Origin of the sequence: Streptomyces inusitatus (assembly GCF_014651115.1) — a bacterium.
Taxonomy (GTDB): Bacteria; Actinomycetota; Actinomycetes; order Streptomycetales; family Streptomycetaceae; genus Streptomyces; species Streptomyces amakusaensis.
In genome coordinates this window covers 107,681-128,626 of record NZ_BMWG01000002.1, presented here as the reverse complement: position 1 = coordinate 128,626, position 20,946 = coordinate 107,681, and the positions used below count along the sequence as shown (strand labels likewise).

Sequence of the window (20,946 nt, the reverse complement as noted above, 5' to 3'; positions counted from 1 at the left end):
CGGGGAGAGCCCGCCGGACACCGGGCCCCGCGCGTCATTCGAAGATCATTGACCGGCGGCCCGGGCGCGTGCTCATACCACTTGACGGGTCGGGGTGAGCGCATTACTTGTTATTCGGCGCATACTGCTGAAAACTATCCGCCGCTCAGGTTACTGTCAGTTTCGTGTTCGCTGCAGAACGTCGCCAATTGATCCTTGAAATGGTGCGTGCCAACGGGGCCGTGTCGCTCCGTGAGCTCGCCCGCGTCGTCCAGACCTCCGAAGTGACCGTACGGCGGGACGTGCGGGCGCTGGAGGCCGAAGGACTCCTCGACCGCCGGCACGGCGGTGCGGTACTGCCGGGCGGATTCACCCGGGAGTCCGGCTTTCCGCAGAAGTCCCTGTCCGCCACCGCGGAGAAGACGGCGATCGCCGATCTCGCCGCGAGCCTCGTCGAAGAGGGCGAGGCGATCGTCGTCGGCGCGGGCACCACCACTCAGGAGCTGGCCCGCAGGCTCGCCCGGGTGCCGGGGCTGACCGTCGTCACCAACTCGCTGCTCGTCGCCCAGGCCCTGGCCCACGCCAATCGGGTCGAGGTCGTCATGACCGGGGGGACGCTGCGCGGCTCCAACTACGCGCTGGTGGGCAGCGGGGCCGAGCAGTCGCTCCAGGGGCTGAGGGTCTCCCGGGCCTTCCTCTCCGGCAGTGGGCTGACCGCCGAGCGCGGGCTGTCCACCTCCAACATGCTCTCCGCCAGCGTCGACCGGGCGCTGGTGCAGGCGGCGGCGGAGGTGGTGGTGCTCGCGGACCACACCAAGCTCGGCGCCGACACGATGTTCCAGACCGTGCCCACCGATGTCATCACCCGGCTGGTGACGGACGAGCCGCCCGTCCACGACGACCGGGCGATCACCGAGCTTCAGGCCCTGGCGGACCAGGGGGTGCAGATCGCGGTCGCGAGTACGGGAGCGCCCTCGGCCGGCTCCCCCCAGTCGCCGCCCGCGCCGCCCGGCGACACCGACACCTCCCCCGGCCGGCCCGCCCGCCGCGACGTCCCCCTCCCGGGGCAGCGCCGCACCCGCGGCGGAGCCGGGCCCGGCCCCCAGCGGCTCAACCCCGCGGGCGGCCTCGAACCGGGCGCCGGGGCCGGAGCGGGCGCGGTGGAACGCAGCACACGGATGGCCGATCTGCGCCGCCGCTGAGCGAAGCCCGGGTCAGCGCGGCTGGTCCGGGCCCAGCCCCCGCAGGGCGAGAGTGAGCAGTCGGCCGGCCAGGGCCGGATCGTTCGGGGTCTGTTCGGCGGCGAAGGCGATCGCGCTGGTGAGCCGCATCAGATCGCCGACCGGGACGTCCTCGCGCACCGCCCCCGCCGCCCTGGCGCGCTCCAGCAGCCGTTCCCCGGCCTCGTACAGCGGAACCGAGCACGGCGACAGCGCCGAACTCCCGTCCAGCGAGGCGGTCATCAGCGCCCCCGGCAGCCCCCGGTACGCGCCCGCGTGGGCGATGAGCGCGCCGAGCCACTCCAGGAGGGCCTCATGCGGCCTCGGTGAGCGGGCCAGTTCACGCGCCTGGTCCAGCAGGGCGTCCACAGCCTCGCGGAAGACCGCGTTCACCATCGCCTGGCGATTGGGGAAGTGGCGGTAGAGCGTGCCGATGCCGAGGCCCGAGCGGCGGGCGATCTCCTCCAGTGAGGCGTCGGTGCCCTCCTCGGCGAAGACGGTACGGGCCTCGGCCAGCAGCCGTTCGTAATTACGGCGGGCATCGGCCCGCATGGCGCGGGTCGTCCCCGCCGCCGCACTGGTCGTCATCGTCCCCATCCTCCCCATGCCCCTGCGGCCGTCCGGCACCGGCCAGGGTGAACCAGAATGCCACCGCGGGCGCGATGAGCCCAGAGAACGGCGGAAGGGGCCCGCGGAGCCGGCGTACCGGTTCCTCGGGCCCCTTCGCGTACGCGGTCCGTACGAGGGGGTGAGCGCGGGGCTCAGTCCTTGATCTCGCAGATGGTCGCACCGGAGGAGATGGACGAACCCACCTCGGCGCTCAGGCCCTTGACGGTGCCCGCGCGGTGCGCGTTGAGGGGCTGCTCCATCTTCATGGCCTCCAGGACGACGATGAGATCGCCCTCCTGGACCTCCTGGCCCTCCTCCACGGCGATCTTCACGATCGTCCCCTGCATGGGGGAGGCGAGCGTGTCGCCGGAGGCGGCGGAGGCGGACTTCTTCGCGGCCCGGCGCTTGGGCCTGGCACCCGCCGCCAGCCCGGTGCGGGCCAGCGTCATACCGAGCGAGGAGGGCAGCGAGACCTCCAGGCGCTTGCCGCCCACCTCGACGACGACCGTCTCACGGCCCGGCTCCTCGTCGGAGTCGGCGTCGGCCGGCGTGGCGAAGGCGGGGATCTCGTTGACGAACTCGGTCTCGATCCAGCGGGTGTGGATCGTGAACGGGTCGGCGGTGAACGCCGGGTCGACGACGACGGCGCGGTGGAAGGGGACGGCCGTGGCCATGCCCTCGACCGTGAACTCGTCCAGCGCGCGGGCGGCGCGCTGAAGGGCCTGCTCACGGGTGGCGCCGGTGACGATCAGCTTGGCGAGCAGGGAGTCCCACGCCGGGCCGATCACACTGCCGGACTCGACGCCCGCGTCGAGCCGGACGCCGGGGCCGGTGGGCGGGCTGAACAGGGTCACCGTGCCCGGGGCGGGCAGGAAGCCCCGGCCCGGGTCCTCGCCGTTGATACGGAACTCGAAGGAGTGTCCGCGCACCGGCGGGTCGTCGTAGCCCAGCTCCTCGCCGTCGGCGATACGGAACATCTCGCGGACCAGGTCGATGCCGGTGACCTCTTCGGTGACCGGGTGCTCCACCTGGAGACGGGTGTTGACCTCAAGGAAGGAGATGGTGCCGTCGGTGCCGACGAGGAACTCGACGGTGCCCGCGCCGGCGTAACCGGCCTCCTTGAGGATGGCCTTGGAGGCCGCGTACAGCTCGGCGTTCTGCGCGTCGGAGAGGAACGGCGCGGGAGCCTCCTCCACGAGCTTCTGATGGCGGCGCTGGAGCGAGCAGTCACGGGTGGAGACGACCACGACATTGCCGTGCTGGTCGGCCAGGCACTGCGTCTCCACATGGCGGGGCTTGTCGAGATAGCGCTCGACGAAGCACTCGCCCCGGCCGAAGGCGGCGACGGCCTCGCGGACGGCGGAGTCGTACAGCTCCGGGACCTCCTCCAGGGTGCGGGCGACCTTGAGACCGCGCCCGCCACCGCCGAAGGCGGCCTTGATCGCGATCGGCAGCCCGTGCTCCTTGGCGAAGGCGACGACCTCGTCCGCCCCGGAGACCGGGTCGGGGGTGCCCGCGACCAGCGGAGCGCCCGCGCGCTGGGCGATATGACGGGCGGCGACCTTGTCGCCGAGGTCGCGGATCGCGGACGGCGGCGGGCCGATCCAGGTCAGCCCGGCGTCGATGACGGCCTGGGCGAACTCCGCGTTCTCGGAGAGGAAGCCGTATCCGGGGTGGATGGCGTCCGCGCCGGAGTCCTTGGCGGCCTGGAGGACCTTGGCCATGTCGAGATAGCTGGCGGCCGGAGTGTCACCGCCCAGGGCGAACGCCTCGTCCGCCGCGCGGACATGCAGCGCGTCCCGGTCGGGATCGGCGTAGACGGCTACGCTCGCGATCCCGGCATCCCTGCAGGCACGGGCAACGCGGACAGCGATTTCGCCACGGTTGGCGATGAGCACCTTGCGCACGATGGCTCCCTCCTTGGAACAAGCTGAGTTTAGGGACTACCGACACGGCCTTACGACCCGTCCCCATTGGTGAGCTTGCCCACACGGAGCGTGATTCGAGGCTCGCGCAAGTCGCGAAATCCCTTGTCGTACCACGTACGACGGGCTTCTATCTCGCAGACTAGCCGTGTTGCGCCGCGCAGGTCTCTGTTCGAGAGCCCCCCGGCCGGACGTGTTTCTTTGTGGGGTCTCTACGAACGCGCGGATGATTCTTTGCGGTGTGGCCCGCCGTGGCGCGGGCGGGGCACAGCGGTGCCGTGACCCCTGTGGCCGGGTTTACCAGTGAGTAGCGCGCGCGTCCTCGTCGCGTACCCGCGGTAAGCCGTCGCGTACCCGCGGTGAGGGGGGAAAGAGGGGCGGGCTCAGGCCCACAGATCGGTGACCGAGTACCCCAGCTCGGCCAGGAGCGCGCGCAGCAGCGGCAGCGACAGGCCGATGACATTGCCGTGGTCGCCGTCGATCCCGTCGATGAAGGGGGCCGAGCGGCCGTCCAGGGTGAACGCGCCCGCCACATGCAGCGGTTCGCCGCTCGCGACATAGGCGGCGATCTCCGCGTCGGTGGGCTCGCCGAAGCGGACCGTCGTGGACGCGGTCGCGGAGGCGATCCGGCCGGTGGCGGTGTCGGTGACGCAGTGACCGGTCTGGAGGACCCCGGCCCGGCCGCGCATCGCCTTCCAGCGGGCGGTGGCCTCCTCGGCGTCGGCGGGCTTGCCGAGCGCCTCGCCGTCCAGTTCGAGGACCGAGTCGCAGCCGATGACCAGGGAGCCCGCGGCCTCCGGGCGGGCGGCCACCACCGCGGCCTTCGCCTCGGCGAGGACCAGGGCCAGCTCGGCCGGTGTCGGGGCGCTCAGGGCGTCCTCGTCGACACCGCTGACGATCACCTCGGGCGCGAATCCGGCCTCGCGCAGCAGGCGCAGACGGGCGGGGGAGGCGGAGGCGAGTACCAGGCGGGGGGTTCGGGCGGTCATGCCGCCATCGTAGGCGGCACTCACCGCAGGCCGACCACGAACATCCCCAGCACCATGGCGAGCGCCAGCAACAGGCCGGCGCGGCGCATCATCGCCTGCGTCTCCCGCAATTCCTTGGGCGGCTCGTTCTCCGGGTCGGACCACAGCATGTCTTCCATGGTGCGGGCCCGGGGCGGGGTCGCGCCTGAGTACGGGTACTCAAATGGGACAGCCGCTCCTGGCGCGCGCCCGGGCGGCGCGATCGCGTGATGGCCGCGATCGCACCGCTCGATTCCGGACGGGAAGCGCCGTACCGGCCAGGCTCAGCCGGGCCAGTAGGTGCGCGCCCAGGCCCCCGGGCCCGGCAGCGGGCGGCGGGCGCGGGCGATCCGCGCCGGGTCAGACCACCGCCCGGGCGGGACCGCCGGGCCCGGGCCCGCCGCCGACCCCGCGAGGGCCGCGGCGCGCGCCCGGACCACCGCCAGGGCGGCGGCCAGCTCCTCCGGGGTGGGATTGCCCCGTACCACCTTGATCATTTCCACTCCCGGGGTCACAGGGGTCACAGGGGTCACAGGGGTCGCGGTCACGGGGGTCACAGCGGGATGTTGCCGTGCTTCTTCGGCGGCAGGCTCTCCCGCTTCGTCCGTAGCTGCCGCAGCCCCCGCACGATCTGCGCCCGGGTGTCCGAGGGCATGATCACCGCGTCGATGTAGCCGCGCTCGGCCGCCGTGTACGGATTGAGCAGGGTGTCCTCATACGCCTGGATCAGCTCGGCCCGCGCCGCCTCGGGGTCCTCGGCGTCCGCGATCGCCCGGCGGTGCAGGATGTTCACCGCGCCCTGCGCGCCCATGACCGCGATCTGCGCGGTCGGCCAGGCGAGATTGAGATCCGCGCCCAGATGCTTGGAGCCCATCACGTCGTACGCGCCGCCGAACGCCTTCCGGGTGATCACCGTGATCATCGGAACCGTCGCCTCCGCGTAGGCGTAGATCAGCTTCGCGCCCCGGCGGATGATCCCGCCGTACTCCTGGTCCACCCCCGGGAGGAAGCCGGGGACGTCCACGAAGGTGAGCACCGGAACATTGAAGGCGTCGCAGGTGCGAACGAACCGGGCGGCCTTCTCCGAGGCGTTGATGTCGAGACAGCCCGCGAACTGCATCGGCTGATTCGCCACGACGCCGACCGGGAAACCCTCCACCCGCCCGAAGCCGGTGACGATGTTCGGCGCGAACAGCGACTGGGTCTCCAGGAACTCGCCGTCGTCCAGCACATGCTCGACGACCGTGTGGATGTCGTACGGCTGGTTCGCGCTGTCCGGGATGAGGGTGTCCAGCTCCAGATCCTCGGCGCTGGGGCCGAGGTCGGCCTCCTCGGGGAAGGCGGGCGGCTCGGAGAGGTTGTTGGAGGGCAGATAGGAGAGCAGGGACTTCACATACTCGACGGCGTCCTTCTCCTCGGCCGCCAGATGGTGCGCCACACCCGATGTCGTGTTGTGGGTGCGGGCCCCGCCCAGCGCCTCAAAGCCGACGTCCTCGCCGGTGACGGTCTTGATGACGTCGGGCCCGGTGATGAACATGTGCGAGGTCCGGTCCACCATCACTGTGAAGTCGGTGATCGCAGGGGAGTAGACCGCGCCGCCCGCGCAGGGGCCGACGACCAGCGAGATCTGCGGGATGACCCCGGAGGCGTGGGTGTTGCGGCGGAAGATCTCGCCGTACATGCCCAGCGCGCTCACGCCCTCCTGGATGCGCGCGCCGCCGGAGTCGTTGATGCCGATCATCGGACAGCCGGTCTTCAGCGCGAAGTCCATCACCTTGATGATCTTCTGGCCGTAGACCTCGCCGAGCGCGCCGCCGAAGACCGTGAAGTCCTGCGAGAAGACGGCGACCGGCCGCCCGTCGACCGTGCCGTAGCCGGTGACCACGCCGTCCCCGTACGGACGGGTCCGCTCCAGGCCGAAATCGGTCGAGCGGTGCCGGGCCAGCTCGTCGAACTCGACGAACGAGCCCTCGTCCAGCAGCAGATCCACCCGCTCACGGGCCGTCAGCTTGCCCTTGGCGTGCTGCTTCTCCACCGCGCGGGCGGAGCCGGCGTGGGTGGCCTCATGGGTGCGCCGCCTCAGCTCCGCGATCTTTCCGGCGGTGGTGTGGAGGTCGGTCTGTTCCGGCTCGGACATCGGGATGCGGCTCCCCTGGCTGGTCGGCCGCCCGAGACGGCTGAGCGGCTGCGCGGCCGGCTCGGTGGCGTGGCGTGACATGGCGGCATGGCATGGCGTGGCACGGCGGGTGCCGGCACGGCTCGCCGGAGCAGGGCTTCTCGTCCGCCCGGTGAGAGCTGGGCCGGTGGGCTACCGACTCGTAGCGTATCGGCGTGGATACGGTTCGGCAGTGCGGCGTTTGCCACACCTAACCTGGCTTGCATGACGCCAGAGAATGCGCCCCCCGGCCGCTGGTCCGACCTGGACCGGCCGCCCCTGAACACCGCGATGCTCCGCCGCGCCCTGATCCGCCCCGGGGGTCTGTGGACCTCCTTCGACGTCGTGACCGCGACCGGGTCCACCAACTCCGACCTGGTGCGCCGGACCCCGCTCGCCGAGGGCGCGGTCCTCGTCGCCGAGGAGCAGACCGCCGGCCGGGGCCGGCTCGACCGGAGCTGGACCGCCCCGCCCCGCTCGGGGATCTTCCTCTCCGTGGTGCTGCGGCCCGGCCCCGGGGTGCCCGTCGAGCGCTGGGGCTGGCTGCCGCTGCTCGCCGGGGTCGCCGCCGCCACCGGACTCAGCCGCTCCGCGGGCGTCGACACATCCCTCAAATGGCCCAACGACCTGCTGGTGAAGGTTGACGGCGAGGAGCGCAAGGCGGGCGGCGTCCTCGCCGAGCGGGCGGACGACGGCTCGGTGGTGGTGGGCATCGGCATCAATGTCACCCTCCGCGCCGATGAGCTGCCGGTGCCCGCGGCGGGCTCGATCGCCCTGGCCGGGGCGGTCTCCACCGACCGCGACCCGCTGCTGAGGGCGGTGCTGCGCTCCCTGGAGCAGTGGTACGGACAGTGGCGGGAGGCGGCGGGCGACCCGGTGCTCTCCCAGGTCCAGCCCGCCTACGCGGCGGGCTGCGCGACGCTGGGCCGCCGGGTGCGGGCGGAGCTGCCCGGCGGGCGCTCGGTGACCGGCGAGGCGGTCGCGCTGGACGGCGACGGGCGGCTGGTGCTGGCCCTGGCGGACGGGGGACGGCAGTCGATCGGTGCAGGGGACATCGTTCATCTGCGGCCCGCCGGCTGAGCCGCCCGCCGGGACACCGGCCGCCGGATGAACCCGGACCGTCACGGGGACGTGAGCCAGGGCACACCTGTCGTATCGTTGAGGCGGTCGAGAGATAGATCCAGAACGGCAGGACAGTGCGCACGGAACGGGCAGGAGGCGGCTGGTGACCGGCGACGACACCACTTCCGGCGCGTCCGGCCCGGCGGCCGGGCCGTCGGTGCCCCCGGCTCCGTCGGCGCCCCCGGCCCCGGCGCAGCCGAGTTCGGTGCATCCGACGCCGCACCACGCCGTCGACCACACCGCCGAGCCGACCGACGACCCCCTCGCCATCCGGCTGGAGGCGCTGATCCTCGGCGCGGACCGCCGCTACACCCCCTTTCAGGCCGCCCGTACCGCCGGTGTCTCCATGGAGCTGGCCTCCCGCTTCTGGCGGGCGATGGGCTTCGCCGACATCGGCCAGGCCAAGGCGCTCACCGAGGCCGACGTCCTCGCGCTGCGCCGGCTCGCCGGTCTGGTGGAGGCGGGGCTGCTGAGCGAGCCCATGGCGATCCAGGTGGCCCGCTCCACCGGCCAGACCACCGCCCGGCTGGCCGAGTGGCAGATCGACTCGTTCCTGGAGGGGCTGACCGAGCCGCCCGAGCCGGGGATGACGCGTACGGAGGTCACGTACCCGCTGATCGAGCTGCTCCTGCCCGAGCTGGAGGAGTTTCTGCGCTACGTCTGGCGCAGACAGCTCGCGGCGGCCACCGGCCGGGTGGTGCAGGCGGCCGACGACGAGGAGATGGTCGACCGCAGACTCGCGGTGGGCTTCGCCGACCTGGTCGGCTTCACCCGGCTGACACGCCGGCTGGAGGAGGAGGAACTGGGCGAGCTGGTCGAGGCCTTCGAGACCACCTCCGCCGACCTCGTGGCCGCGCACGGCGGGCGGCTGATCAAGACCCTCGGCGACGAGGTGCTGTACGCGGCGGACGACGCGGCCACCGCCTCCGAGATCGCGCTCCGGCTGATCGACGCGATGACCCAGGACGAGACCATGCCCGCGCTGCGGGTGGGCATCGCCTTCGGCACCGTCACCACGCGCATGGGCGATGTCTTCGGCACCACGGTGAATCTGGCCAGCCGGCTCACCTCGATAGCCCCCAAGGACGCCGTGCTGGTGGACGGGGCCTTCGCGGAGGAGCTGATCCGCACCGGGGAAGCCCCCACCTCCGAGGCGGAGGCCGCCGAGGAGGCCGCGGCGGCCGAGAAGGAGGGCGAGCCCGCCCCCTCGTACCGCTTCGCGCTCCAGCCCATGTGGCAGCGGCCCGTGCGGGGGCTCGGCGTGGTGGAGCCCTGGCTGCTGTCGCGCAGGCACTGACGCACCTCCCTCATGAACCCCTTGGGCCCCTGATCGCGCGGGCCTATGATCCGGTGAACCGTCGTTAACCGGGAGGGTGTCTCATGTCCGAATCCGAACAGCGCTCGTACGGCTCCGAGGGCCGGTTCGCCCCCGGTTCTGAGCGGCGGTTCGGCGAGCATGTGCTCGTCCGCTTCGACGGCCGCGTCGCCGAGCTGGTGCTCGACCGGCCGGGCGCGATGAACGCCGTCTCCACCGCGCTGGCCCGCTCGCTCGCCGGGGCCTGTGCCGCGCTGGCGGCCGATCCGGGGGTCCGGGTCACGGTGCTCACCTCCTCGAACGACCGCGCCTTCTGTGTCGGGGCCGACCTCAAGGAGCGCAACTCCCTCACCGACGCCGAGCTGGTGCGCCAGCGGCCCACCGCCCGCGCCGCCTACACAGGGGTGCTGGAGCTGCCCATGCCGACCGTCGCCGCCGTCCACGGCTACGCGCTCGGCGGCGGCTACGAACTGGCGCTGTCCTGCGATCTGATCGTCGCCGACGACACCGCCGTGGTCGGACTGCCCGAGGTCTCCGTCGGGGTGATCCCCGCGGGCGGCGGCACCCAGCTGCTGCCGCGCAGGGTCGGCGCGGCGCGGGCGGCCGAGCTGGTCTTCACGGCGCGGCGGGTGGCGGCGGCCGAGGCCCGGGAGTTGGGACTGGTCGACCTGCTCGCCGACGGCGGCGACGCCCGGGGCGAGGCGCTGGCCCTCGCCGCCCGGATCGCCGAGAACTCGCCCGTGGGGCTGCGCGCCGCCAAGAAGGCCCTCCGGCTGGGGCAGGGGCTCGATCTGCGGGCCGGTCTTGAGGTGGAGGACGCCGCCTGGCGGGTGGTCGCCTTCTCCGGGGACCGGGTGGAAGGGGTCGCCGCCTTCAACGAGAAGCGGAAGCCCCGGTGGCCCGTAGAGTGACCCGGAGGGAGCCCCGAGAGCGGCCCGGAATCACGCCGACTGATCAAAACCTCCCAAACCTCCCTAAGGTGGGGGGATGGCTGAGGATCGGCGGCTGCGGGCCGTGGTGGCACTGTCCCAGGCGATGGCGGCGGCGCAGAACCCGCGCGAGTTCTGGCGGGCCGCTGCGCTCGGGGCGTGCTCCGCGCTCTCCGGGTCCTTCGCCGCGCTCTCCGTGTGGGAACGGGAGCTGGGACGGCTGAAGGTGCTGGTGAACGCGGGCGAACGGGCTCCGGGCGAGGAGGAGTTCCCCGAGTCGGAGACCTACCCCGTCAATCGCTTCCCCGAGATCACGGAGTTCCTCCACGAGCAGTGGGCGGGCGGCGGCGAACCCGACGCCTGGGTCGAGTCCGTCCCGCCCCCGCCGGATCCGGACCCGGTCCCCGGTGGGGCGGTCGCGGGACCGCCCGCGTACCGGCACCCCTCCGCACCGCCCGGCGGGCGGATCGCCGGACTCCTGCGGCGGCGGCGCGGATGCTGTGTGGTGGCCCCGATCGTGCTGCACGGCAGGGCCTGGGGGGAGCTGTATGTCGCCCGCCCCCTCGGCGCGCCCGTCTTCGACCGCGAGGACGCCGACTTCGCCACCGTCCTCGCCTCCGTCGTCGCCTCCGGCATCGCCCAGACCGAGCGCCTCGAAGAGGTCCGCAGACTCGCCTTCACCGACCCCCTCACCGGCCTCGCCAACCGCCGCGCCGTCGACATGAGACTGGACGAGGCCCTGGAGCGCCACCGTGCCGACGGCTCCGTCGTCAGCCTCGTCGTCTGCGACCTCAACGGCCTCAAACAGGTCAACGACACCCATGGCCACGCCGTCGGCGACCGGCTGCTGGAACGGTTCGGCTCGGTCCTCTCGCTCTGCGGCGCGATGCTGCCCGGCGCGCTCGCCGCCCGGCTCGGCGGCGACGAATTCTGTCTGCTCTCCGTCGGCCCCGGCGCGGACGAGGTGGTCGAGGTCGCCGCCGAACTCTGTCTGCGGGCGGCGGAATTGGAACTCGGCGAGGGCGTGGCCTGCGGAGTCGCCTCCACCGGCGACCCGATCGGCCAGGTCCGCACCGCCCGCCGCCTCTTCCGCCTCGCGGACGCCGCCCAGTACCGGGCCAAGGCCGCCCGCTCCCCGAGGCCCGTCGTCGCGGGCCGCGACGGAACCGTTCTCCGCCTCGCCGACACCCCGCCCCGCCACCCCCAGCAGGAGCGCCGCGCCTTCCGCGGCGTACCCCCCGACGAGGACCCGCCGGAGCCCTGGAGCGAGCCCTGAGGATCGGCCCGGGACACGGGCGGGTGCCCCCACCGCCCCTGATGACATGCGGCAATTCAATCCGTACGCTGCTGAATATGGATATGCATACAGTCGTGGTGGGGACCTCCGGCGCCACCGCAGCCGATGTCATCGCCGTGGCCCGCGAGAACGCCCGCGTCGAACTCTCCGACGACGCCCGCACCGCCCTCGCCGCCGCCCGCTCCATCGTGGACGCGCTCGCCGCCAGGCCCGAGCCCGTCTACGGCGTCTCCACCGGCTTCGGGGCGCTCGCCAGCCGGCACATCGGCCAGGAGCTGCGCGGCAGACTCCAGCGCAATATCGTGCGCTCCCACGCGGCCGGCATGGGACCGCGCGTCGAACGCGAAGTCGTCCGCGCGCTGATGTTCCTCCGGCTCAAGACCGTCTGCTCCGGACACACCGGCGTACGCCCCGAGGTCGCCCAGACCATGGCCGACGTGCTCAACGCCGGGATCACCCCCGTCGTCCACGAGTACGGCTCCCTCGGCTGCTCGGGCGATCTCGCACCCCTCTCCCACTGCGCCCTGACCCTCATGGGCGAGGGCGACGCCGAAGGCCCCGACGGGCGGACGCGCCCCGCGGGCGAACTGCTCGCCGAGCACGGCATCGCACCGGTCGAACTGCGAGAGAAGGAGGGCCTGGCCCTCCTCAACGGCACCGACGGCATGCTCGGCATGCTGCTGATGGCCCTCGACGACCTCCAGCGGCTCTACGTCAGCGCCGACATCACCGCCGCGCTCAGTCTCGAAGCCCTCCTCGGCACCGACAAGGTCCTCGCCCCCGAACTGCACGCCATCCGCCCCCACCCCGGCCAGAGCGTCTCCGCCGCCAACATGGCCGCGGTGCTCAAGGGCTCCGGGCTCGTCGGCCACTTCCAGCAGGACGAGGCCCCCCGCGTCCAGGACGCCTACTCGGTGCGCTGCGCGCCCCAGGTCGCCGGGGCGGGCCGGGACACCCTCGCCCACGCCCGGCTGGTCGCGGAGCGCGAACTGGCCGCCGCCGTCGACAACCCCGTCGTACTCCCCGCCGAGGGCCGGGTGGAGTCCAACGGCAACTTCCACGGCGCGCCGATCGCGTACGCCCTCGACTTCCTCGCGATCGTCGCCGCCGACCTCGGCTCCATCGCCGAGCGCCGCACCGACCGGCTCCTCGACAAGAACCGCAGCCACGGGCTGCCGCCCTTCCTCGCCGACGACCCCGGCGTCGACTCGGGCCTGATGATCGCTCAGTACACCCAGGCCGCCCTGGTCAGCGAGATGAAGCGGCTCGCCGTCCCGGCCTCCGTCGACTCCATCCCCTCCTCCGCGATGCAGGAGGACCATGTGTCGATGGGCTGGTCGGCCGCCCGCAAACTGCGCACCGCCGTCGACGCGCTCGGCCGGATCATCGCCGTCGAGCTGTACGCCGCCACCCGCGCCGTCGAGCTGCGCCGGGGACTGACCCCCGCGCCCGCCTCCCGGGCCGCCGTCGACGCCCTGCGCGCGGCCGGTGTCCAGGGCCCCGGGCCCGACCGTTTCCTTGCCCCCGACCTGGAGGCCGCCGCCGTGTTCGTCCGCGAAGGACGGCTGATCGAGGCGGTGGAGCGGGTCACCGGCCCGCTGGGCTGAACGCCCGCCCGTACACGGCCGATGGGCCGGTCCCCTTTCGCCGGGGCCGGCCCATCGGTCTGTGCGCTGCGCGGAAGCGTCACATCGGCAGAGCGCCTCGCCCGCGCACCGCGTAGGTGACGAACCCGATGCCGACACCGAGGAAAGCGGTGCCGCCGAGCAGATACGGGGTGGTGTCGAAGCTGCCGGTATCGGCCAGCCTCAGATCTTGCGGCACGGTCTCCGTGCTGGTCTGCTGTCTCTCCACAACACCCGGCTCGGCCGAGGCGTTCGCTGAGGGTACGAACCACAGCGCGCAGAGGAGGATTCCCGCGGCGATGGCGGTCAGAAGCGGTCGGCGTGCGACGGACACGGACACGATCTCCCTTGAGGCGTCCTTGAGTTGACCGGATGCGCAGATGCTAGTGATAGGCACACGTCAAAGGAAATCCGGACGGCCCGAGGGGCCCGGTCGCGAGTGCGTGGAGTGCCCCAGGAAAGATGGTGGGGTACGAGGGTTGCTCCGGTGTAGGGCCCGAGGGAGTGGCGTTCCCCACATCCGTTCGGGAAAAGGAACCGGGAAGCCCGATATGGGTGTTGAACAGAGTGTTCGGTCCAGGGGAATCCAGGGGAAATCGGCGACGATGGAGAAGCGTGTGATGACGGACAGCAAGCGGCGCAGGGCCCTCATGGCCGCGTCAGCGGTGCTCAGCAGTGTGCTGGTGCTGTCGGCCTGTAGCGGTGGCGGGGACGGGGACGGGGAGAAGAACGCCGGGGGCGGCGGGGACACCAAGAAGACCCAGGCCCAGGTGGACGCGGCGGCCGCGAAGAAGGTCTCGGACGCCCGAATATCCATCACTCCGAAGAACGGCGAGACCAACGCGAGCATCAACAACGCCGCGAAGGTCGCCGTCAGTGAGGGGACGCTCACCGAGGTCAAGATGACCGCGGCGAACGGCGCGGCCGTCAAGGGCACCCTCTCCGCGGACAAGAAGACCTGGTCGCCCGATGCGGCGCTGGAGCGCTCCACCGCGTACAAGCTGAATGTCACGGCCAAGGACGCCGACGGGCTGACCGCCCACGAGAACTCCTCCTTCACCACCGTCTCGCCGGACAACAGCTTCATCGGGAACTTCACCCCCGAGGACGGCTCCACCGTCGGTGTCGGCATGCCGGTGTCGCTCAACTTCAACAAGCCCATCGCCAACCGCAAGGACGTGCAGAAGGGCATCACCGTCTCCACGACCAGCGGCCAGGAGGTCGTCGGTCACTGGTTCAACTCGCAGCGCCTGGACTTCCGTCCCGACCAGTACTGGAAGGAAGGCTCCACCGTCTCGCTGAAGCTCGCCCTGGACGGGGTCGAGGGCGCGCCCGGCGTCGTCGGCGTCCAGCAGAAGACGGTCACCTTCAAGATCGGCCGCAACCAGGTCTCCACCGTCGACGCCGCCACCAAGACCATGACGATCCAGCAGGACGGCAAGACGGTCAAGACCATCCCGATCTCCGCCGGAGCCCCGGCCACCCCCACCTACAACGGTGAGATGGTGATCTCCGAGAAGTTCAAGGAGACCCGGATGAACGGCGCCACCGTCGGCTTCACCGACTCCGACGGCAAGGGCGAGTACGACATCAAGGACGTCCCGCACGCCATGCGGCTGTCCACCTCCGGCACCTTCATCCACGGCAACTACTGGGGCAAGGGCATCTTCGGCAGCGCCAACACCAGCCACGGCTGTGTCGGCCTGGAGGACGTCCAGGGCGCGGGCGACCCCAACAAGGCCGGCGCCTGGTTCTTCGACAACTCGCTGCTCGGCGATGTCGTGATCGTGAAGAACTCCAAGGACAAGACCATCGCCCCGGACAACGGCCTCAACGGCTGGAACATGGACTGGTCGAAGTGGAAGGCGGGCTCGGCGGTCTGAGCGGCCGATCCGCCGGGCCGTTGATTCCCTGATCCGTCCGCCCGGACCCGTTTCTCCGTACCGCTGTGAGCGAAGGGCGGCGTCCCCTGCCGGGGACGCCGCCCTTCCGTCGTCCCCGGAAGTCATTGGCCCGATCCCACTCCGATGACCACACTGTGCTCCATGACCACTTATGACTCTTCGGCCGTCTCCGCCTACGCCGTGCCCTCCTCCGGGGCGCCGCTGGAGCGCACCACGATCACCCGCCGCCCGGTGGGCGATCACGACGTCCTCATAGAGATCAAGTTCTCCGGCATCTGCCACTCCGACATCCACCAGGCCCGCGAGGGCTGGGGTGAGTCGATCTTCCCGATGGTGCCCGGCCATGAGATCGCCGGCATCGTCACCGAGGTCGGCCCCGGTGTCACCAAGTTCGCCGTCGGCGACCGCGCCGGTGTCGGCTGCATGATCGACTCCTGCCGCGAGTGCGCCAACTGCCTCGCCGGGAACGAGCAGTTCTGCCTGGACCGCAGCGTCGGCACCTACAACGACCTCGACAAGAAGGGCGAACCGACCCTCGGCGGCTACGCGAGCCACATCGTCGTGGACGAGGCCTTCACCCTGCGCATCCCCGACGGGCTGCCGCTCGACACCGCGGCCCCCCTGCTCTGCGCGGGCATCACCCTCTACTCGCCGCTCGCGGGCCAGGGCACGGGCCCCGGCAAGAAGGTCGCCGTCGTCGGCCTCGGCGGCCTCGGCCACATGGGGGTCAAGCTCGCCCACGCGATGGGGGCCGAGGTGACCGTACTCAGCCAGTCCCTGCGCAAGCGGGACGACGGGCTGCGGCTGGGGGCCGACCACTTCTACGCCACCAGCGACCCGGCGACCTTCGAGGAGCTGGCCGGGACCTTCGACCTCATCGTCTCCACCGTCTCCGCGCCGCTGCCGCTGGACGACTACATCGGTCTGCTCAGGGCGGGCGGCGCGCTGGTGAACGTGGGCGCGCCGGAGGCCCCCGTCTCGCTCAATCTGCTCTCCCTCATCAACGGCAACAAGGGCCTCATCGGCTCGAACATCGGAGGCATCCGGCAGACCCAGGAGATGCTGGACTTCTGCGCCGAGCACGGCATCGGCGCGGAGATCGAGCTGATCGGCGCGGACCGGATCAACGAGGCCTACGAGCGGGTCCTGACGAGCGATGTGCGCTACCGCTTCGTGATCGACGCCGCGACCGTCTGAGGCCCCGCCGACCGGGGCTGTGCCCCCGGGACGCCGCAGGCCGTGAAGGAGGCCCGCGGCGTCCCGGGCCGCTCAGCAGCCGTCGCCCGACCCCGGCAGCCGGTACCGCGAGCCCAGCCGGTACTCCCCGGCCCGCTCCACCGTCAGCCGGGTGTACTCGCCCTCCTGCCGCAGACACGCCCCGGGCGCCTGAAGCCACGGCGAGTACGCGACCCGTACCGTCACCGATCCCGGCGACTCCATCCGCACCACCAGCTCGCCCGCGTCCCAGTCGGCGACCGTCCCGGGCGAGGACACCATCGGCACCGCGTCCGCGACCTTGAAGATCGTCCAGTTCGCGTCCCCCCACACCAGGTCCAGCCACTCGGGCCCGCGCCGGACGATCTCCGCCTCGCCCTCCGCGGGGCCGTCTATCCGGCCGTGCGGCAGCACCACGTACCCGACCGCCCAGCGGTCCAGCCACTGCCGATAAGTCGACTCGGAGAGGGAGCCGTCGTAGAACAGCCGCCCGCGCTCCACATCGAGCTGACGGTTCCACCCCCGCGCCAGCGGCACATGCGGCGCGAGCAGGGTCGCCTCACGGTGGTCACGGGCGGGCACGACCTCCACCCGGGTGCGGTCAGCGCCCAGCCGCTTCAGCTCCCGCACCACACCGTCGGTGTTCCGGGCCCAGGACGGGACCTCGGTGTAGACGGTGAGATCGTCCTCCGTCTTGTCGATCAGCCAGAGGACGTTCACGACCAGCACCGCCGCGAGCACGGCCCGCGCGAGCCCCGCCCGCCTCAGCCCCCACGCGGCACCCGTCGCCATCAGCGCCGCCAGCAGCACCGGCGGGCCCGCCAGCCCCACCAGCCGCTCCACATTCGTACCGATGGGCGAGGGAATGACATACGTCAGCACGACGCCCAGCGCGTACACCCCGGCCCCGAACCGCACCGTCCGCCATCGCGCGGGCGCGGCCAGCACCACCGCCGCGCAGCTCAGCAGCGGCATCCACAGCTTCCCCGAGGGCATGGGCATCTCCCCGGAGAAGGGGAAGAGCAGCGTCGTCGCCCCCACCACCAGGGCCGGGGGCGCCAGCAGCGCCACCGCCTCGCGCCACCGCCTCTCCAGCAGATACGCGGCCCCCACGACCACCAGGAAGAGACCGGCGACCGGGCTCGCCAGCGTCGCCAGCGCCGCGCCCACCGCCGCCAGGACCGGCGCGGGCCTGCGTATCAGCACCAGCGCCACCAGGCCGATCGCCAGCCCCAGCGCGAACGTCGTCCGCCCCGACGCCACATTGCACCAGACCGCGAACGCCCCCAGCAGCGCGGGCCACACCGGCCGCCGCACCCCGGCGCGGACCACCAGACACGCCAGCGCCCACGACCCCAGCAGCCCGGCGGCGACCGACACGGTCCGCACACCGAAGGCCGCCATCAGCGGCGGGGCCAGCACGCTGTAGTTGACCGTGTGCATCCCCCCGTACCAGGAGAGGTTGTACGCCGAACCCGGATGCGACTCCACGAACGCGGTCCACGCCGACTGCGCCGCGAGATCGCCCCCGCCGGTGGCCAGCCAGCCCACCCACAGCACATACAGCGGCACGACGGCGGCCGTCACGACCAGCGGCACCCGCCACCACGGCGACGGCCCGTCCTGCTCGGCCGCCGCCGGCGCTATCGGCCCGGTCTTCGTCTCTGCCCGCTGCTCGCTGATCCCCACCCCCCAACCCTAATCGCGCGCCGAACACGGAAAACGCGTGGACAGCCGGGCCCGGCCGACGGTGGGATGGGACGCCGGCGACGGCTGACGAGAGGCGGATGTCCATGGCTGACCCCGAGAGCGCGACCTGCGACGAGACCCTGGTACGAAGGCTCCTCACCACCCAGTTCCCACAGTGGGCGCAACTGCCGATCACCCCGGTCCCGCGCCCCGGCGTCGACAACGCGACCTTCCGGCTCGGCGGCGCGCTCTCGGTGCGGCTGCCCCGCTACGAGCGCTGGGCCGGGCAGGTCGAGCGCGAGCACCGCTGGCTGCCCGAGCTGGCCCCGCATCTGCCGCTGCCGATCTCGCAGCCACTGGCGAAGGGCGAACCGGGCGAGGGCTACCCCCACCCCTGGTCGGTCTACCGCTGGCTCGACGGCGAGCGGGCCACCCCCCAGGGCCTGGCCGACCCCGTGGAGGCCGCCCGGGAGCTGGCCGGATTCATCGCCGCCCTCCGGCGGATCGACGCCGCCGACGGCCCCGGACCCCAGTGGAGCAACGCCTTCCGAGGGGTGCCGATGGGCGACGAGCGGGACTCCGCCGCCACCGCCGCCCGGGTGCTCCCCAAGCTGGCCGCCCTGCGCACGAGCGGCCCCGCCGCCCCCGGCGGCCCCCTCGACCCCGACGGCGCGACGGCGGTCTGGGAAGCCGCGCTGGCGGCCCCCGCCTGGGACCGGCCGCCGGTCTGGATCCATGGCGACCTCGCGGAGGGCAATCTGCTGACCGCCGACGGCGCGCTGAGCGCCGTCATCGACTTCGGCACCCTGGGCGTGGGCGACCCCGCCGTCGATCTGCTCCCCGCCTGGACCTTCCTCCCCGCCCCGGCACGGGAGACCTTCCGCGAGGCCCTCGACACCGACGACGCCACCTGGGCGCGCGGCCGGGGCTGGGCCCTCGCGACCCTCCTCCCCGAGCCCGGCCGCCCCCTCTCCGAGGACACGCGGCACCGGCTGGCCGAACTGATCGCGGACCTGTGAGCGGACAACTCCGACGACAGCGAAGGGGTTTCGCCCCGGGCGGAACCGGATCCGCCGCCTTCCCCGCCCCGCCCTCCTACGCTGGGACCGTGACCAGCCGCCAAGCCCCCGACCACGCCGCCCGAGTCGTCCCGCTGCGCCCCGCCGCAGGGGCCCCCGACCCCAAGGAGCCGCTGTGGCGCGACCTCGTCGGTGAGGTGCTGCGCCGCGAGCGCCTCGCCCAGGGGCGCACCCTCAAGGAGGTCGCGGAGACGGCCCGGATCTCGATGCCGTACCTCTCCGAGATCGAGCGGGGCCGCAAGGAGGCCTCCTCCGAGGTGCTCGCCGCCGCCGCGCGGGCGCTCGGTCTCGGTCTCGCCGACCTGCTCGCCCTCACCCACCGGGAGCTGACCGTCCGGACGGTGTCCACCCTCCCTCTCTCCTCGCTGCGGCCCTCCGGCCAGGGCCAGGGCCAGGTCCGACTGGCCGCCTGAGCCGCCCGCCCCGCCGGGGCCGATACGAGAAACCGAGGCCATGACCGACCACTGCTGCGAGGCGATGAGCCTCCGCGCGAACGCGCCGTGCGACCGGCACAGCGACCCCTTCGACTGTCCGGACGCGCTGATCCGATTCAGCGCGGAGTTCCAGGAGTACGGGCTGATCGTCCACGACGGCGGCACATCGAGCATCACCATCGACTTCTGCCCCTGGTGCGGACGGCGCCTCCCCGACTCCCAGCGGGACCGGTGGTTCGACGAACTGGAACGCCGTGGGATCGACCCGGGGGAGGACGAAGTCCCGGCCGAGTTCCGGGACGCCCGCTGGCTCGGGGCCCGGCCCGGCCCGGCCCCGGCCCCGGGACTGACTGACTGACGAACCGGCAGCCTCTCAAGCCGCTTCCGGCGCGTGCCGCCGGGTGCCGCCGGATGGCGCCGGGTGGCGAGCGCGTCCGGGCCGGAAATCCGGTCGACAGCCGCTTCCCGCCGGTGCTGTGATGAGCGCCGGCCGCTCGCGGTGGAGCGGGGGCCGGGGAGGGATCCGCGTGTCCATCGAGGTGCCCGCCCCGGTCGTCGACACCGCGCTCGTACGGCGGCTGATCGCCGCTCAGTTCCCCCGGTGGGCGCGTCTGCCGCTCACCCGGCTGAAGCCCGGCGGCTCCGACCATGTGATCCACCGGCTGGGTTCCGAGCTGTCCGTACGGCTGCCCCGGGGCGACTGGGCGGTGGGCCAGGCCGAGGCCGAGCACTTCTGGCTGCCCCGGATCGCCCCGCTGCTCCCGGTCGCCGTCCCCGAGCCGCTCGCTCTCGGGACCCCCGCCCTCGGCTACCCCTGGCCGTGGGCCGTCACCCGCTGGATCGAGGGCGAGACCGCCTCCGTGGAGGGCCTCGCCGACCCCCGCCGTACCGCCCGTGAGCTGGCCGGCTTCCTCACCGCCCTCCAGGGCCTCCCGCACGCCGACGAGCTGGCCCCCGGCCCGCACCCCGGCCTCGGCGGATCCCCGCTCTCCGCACGCGACCACGCGACCCGGCGCGCGATCGCCGCGCTCGACGGCGTCTTCGACGCCCGCGCGCTCACCGAAGTCTGGGACTCCGCGCTGGCGGCCCCCGCCTGGGACCGGCCCCCCGTCTGGTTCCACGGCGACTTCCACACCGGGAACCTCCTCCTCACCGCCGACGGCCGGCTCAGCTCCGTCATCGACTTCGGCGGCCTCGGCATGGGGGACCCCGCCGTCGATCTCACCGTCGCCTGGACCCTGCTCACTCCCGCTGCCCGGCGCGACTTCCGTGCCGCCCTCGGCGTCGACGACGCCACCTGGGAACGCGGCCGTGCCTGGGCCCTGACCGGCGGCCTGGGCGCGTATCTCTCCTACGCCGCCACCAGCCCCGCCGTCGCCGCCCAGACCCACCGCCAGATCACCGAGGTCCTCACCGATCACACCGATCGCACCGGCTGAACA

Annotated in this window: 20 protein-coding genes; 12 read left to right on the top strand and 8 right to left on the bottom strand. The window is 72.6% G+C overall.

All coding sequences use genetic code 11. The features are described from left to right. Nucleotides 1-200: 200 nt before the first annotated feature. Entirely contained in the window at nucleotides 201-1,181 is a 981-nt protein-coding gene (locus IE247_RS04330) for a DeoR/GlpR family DNA-binding transcription regulator (RefSeq protein ID WP_229868783.1), read from the top strand. 12 nt (nucleotides 1,182-1,193) lie between these two features. Here the strand turns inward: IE247_RS04330 and IE247_RS04325 are convergent, their stop codons facing one another. The 6 genes from IE247_RS04325 to IE247_RS04305 all read right to left on the bottom strand — a co-directional run bounded on the left by IE247_RS04325 (nucleotide 1,194) and on the right by IE247_RS04305 (nucleotide 6,877). Then, on the bottom strand, nucleotides 1,194-1,787 hold the full coding sequence (locus IE247_RS04325) for a TetR/AcrR family transcriptional regulator (RefSeq protein WP_190121542.1): 594 nt from the start codon (nucleotides 1,785-1,787) through the stop codon (nucleotides 1,194-1,196). A gap of 173 nt (nucleotides 1,788-1,960) precedes the next feature. Further along, nucleotides 1,961-3,715: an acetyl/propionyl/methylcrotonyl-CoA carboxylase subunit alpha gene (locus IE247_RS04320; RefSeq protein ID WP_190121541.1), complete on the bottom strand. Its 1,755-nt coding sequence runs from the start codon at nucleotides 3,713-3,715 to the stop codon at nucleotides 1,961-1,963. A gap of 401 nt (nucleotides 3,716-4,116) precedes the next feature. Further along, entirely contained in the window at nucleotides 4,117-4,722 is a 606-nt protein-coding gene (locus IE247_RS04315; RefSeq protein ID WP_190121540.1) for a Maf family protein, read from the bottom strand. 20 nt (nucleotides 4,723-4,742) lie between these two features. Next, a complete protein-coding gene (gene mmpB, locus IE247_RS34720; RefSeq protein WP_268247174.1) occupies nucleotides 4,743-4,871 on the bottom strand; it encodes a morphogenic membrane protein MmpB in 129 nt (42 codons plus the stop codon). A 153-nt stretch (nucleotides 4,872-5,024) separates the two neighbouring features. Then, the gene (locus IE247_RS04310; RefSeq protein ID WP_190121539.1) at nucleotides 5,025-5,237 is read right to left on the bottom strand and encodes an acyl-CoA carboxylase epsilon subunit; all 213 of its coding nucleotides are present in this window, start codon (nucleotides 5,235-5,237) and stop codon (nucleotides 5,025-5,027) included. 56 nt (nucleotides 5,238-5,293) lie between these two features. Next, nucleotides 5,294-6,877, bottom strand: a complete 1,584-nt coding sequence (locus IE247_RS04305) for an acyl-CoA carboxylase subunit beta (protein WP_190122067.1) — start codon at nucleotides 6,875-6,877, stop codon at nucleotides 5,294-5,296. A gap of 243 nt (nucleotides 6,878-7,120) precedes the next feature. On the opposite strand from IE247_RS04305, the gene IE247_RS04300 reads away from it, so the two are divergent. The 5 genes from IE247_RS04300 to hutH all read left to right on the top strand — a co-directional run bounded on the left by IE247_RS04300 (nucleotide 7,121) and on the right by hutH (nucleotide 13,165). After that, nucleotides 7,121-7,975, top strand: a complete 855-nt coding sequence (locus tag IE247_RS04300; RefSeq protein WP_190121538.1) for a biotin--[acetyl-CoA-carboxylase] ligase — start codon at nucleotides 7,121-7,123, stop codon at nucleotides 7,973-7,975. Between the two features lie 145 nt (nucleotides 7,976-8,120). Continuing rightward, nucleotides 8,121-9,314 carry an adenylate/guanylate cyclase domain-containing protein gene (locus tag IE247_RS04295; RefSeq protein ID WP_373305504.1) on the top strand — a complete coding sequence of 398 codons (1,194 nt, stop codon included), beginning with the start codon at nucleotides 8,121-8,123 and terminating at the stop codon, nucleotides 9,312-9,314. A gap of 83 nt (nucleotides 9,315-9,397) precedes the next feature. Beyond that, nucleotides 9,398-10,243, top strand: a complete 846-nt coding sequence (locus tag IE247_RS04290) for an enoyl-CoA hydratase/isomerase family protein (protein ID WP_190121537.1) — start codon at nucleotides 9,398-9,400, stop codon at nucleotides 10,241-10,243. A gap of 76 nt (nucleotides 10,244-10,319) precedes the next feature. Beyond that, nucleotides 10,320-11,537: a GGDEF domain-containing protein gene (locus IE247_RS04285; RefSeq protein ID WP_190121536.1), complete on the top strand. Its 1,218-nt coding sequence runs from the start codon at nucleotides 10,320-10,322 to the stop codon at nucleotides 11,535-11,537. A gap of 77 nt (nucleotides 11,538-11,614) precedes the next feature. Then, on the top strand, nucleotides 11,615-13,165 hold the full coding sequence (gene hutH, locus IE247_RS04280; RefSeq protein ID WP_190121535.1) for a histidine ammonia-lyase: 1,551 nt from the start codon (nucleotides 11,615-11,617) through the stop codon (nucleotides 13,163-13,165). Between the two features lie 79 nt (nucleotides 13,166-13,244). On the opposite strand, the gene IE247_RS04275 is transcribed toward hutH, so the two are convergent. Next, nucleotides 13,245-13,517: a hypothetical protein gene (locus IE247_RS04275; RefSeq protein ID WP_190121534.1), complete on the bottom strand. Its 273-nt coding sequence runs from the start codon at nucleotides 13,515-13,517 to the stop codon at nucleotides 13,245-13,247. Nucleotides 13,518-13,788: 271 nt separating this feature from the next. Between IE247_RS04275 and IE247_RS04270 the strand changes: the two genes are divergently transcribed. Together IE247_RS04270 and IE247_RS04265 are read left to right on the top strand one after the other, a co-directional pair. Further along, the gene (locus IE247_RS04270; RefSeq protein WP_190121533.1) at nucleotides 13,789-15,066 is read left to right on the top strand and encodes a L,D-transpeptidase; all 1,278 of its coding nucleotides are present in this window, start codon (nucleotides 13,789-13,791) and stop codon (nucleotides 15,064-15,066) included. A gap of 162 nt (nucleotides 15,067-15,228) precedes the next feature. Continuing rightward, nucleotides 15,229-16,284: an NAD(P)-dependent alcohol dehydrogenase gene (locus tag IE247_RS04265; RefSeq protein WP_190121532.1), complete on the top strand. Its 1,056-nt coding sequence runs from the start codon at nucleotides 15,229-15,231 to the stop codon at nucleotides 16,282-16,284. 72 nt (nucleotides 16,285-16,356) lie between these two features. Here IE247_RS04265 and IE247_RS04260 read toward each other — a convergent pair whose 3' ends face one another. Beyond that, entirely contained in the window at nucleotides 16,357-17,991 is a 1,635-nt protein-coding gene (locus tag IE247_RS04260) for a DUF8823 domain-containing protein (RefSeq protein WP_373305503.1), read from the bottom strand. Between the two features lie 104 nt (nucleotides 17,992-18,095). Here IE247_RS04260 and IE247_RS04255 point away from each other — a divergent pair, with 104 nt between their 5' ends. The 4 genes from IE247_RS04255 (at nucleotide 18,096) to IE247_RS04240 (ending at nucleotide 20,943) form a co-directional block, all read left to right on the top strand. Further along, entirely contained in the window at nucleotides 18,096-19,010 is a 915-nt protein-coding gene (locus IE247_RS04255) for an aminoglycoside phosphotransferase family protein (protein WP_190121531.1), read from the top strand. 89 nt (nucleotides 19,011-19,099) lie between these two features. Continuing rightward, nucleotides 19,100-19,483, top strand: a complete 384-nt coding sequence (locus tag IE247_RS04250) for a helix-turn-helix domain-containing protein (RefSeq protein ID WP_190121530.1) — start codon at nucleotides 19,100-19,102, stop codon at nucleotides 19,481-19,483. Nucleotides 19,484-19,523: 40 nt separating this feature from the next. Then, nucleotides 19,524-19,862, top strand: a complete 339-nt coding sequence (locus IE247_RS04245; RefSeq protein ID WP_190121529.1) for a DUF6980 family protein — start codon at nucleotides 19,524-19,526, stop codon at nucleotides 19,860-19,862. Between the two features lie 163 nt (nucleotides 19,863-20,025). Continuing rightward, the gene (locus IE247_RS04240) at nucleotides 20,026-20,943 is read left to right on the top strand and encodes an aminoglycoside phosphotransferase family protein (protein ID WP_373305519.1); all 918 of its coding nucleotides are present in this window, start codon (nucleotides 20,026-20,028) and stop codon (nucleotides 20,941-20,943) included. The last annotated feature ends 3 nt before the right edge of the window (nucleotides 20,944-20,946 follow it).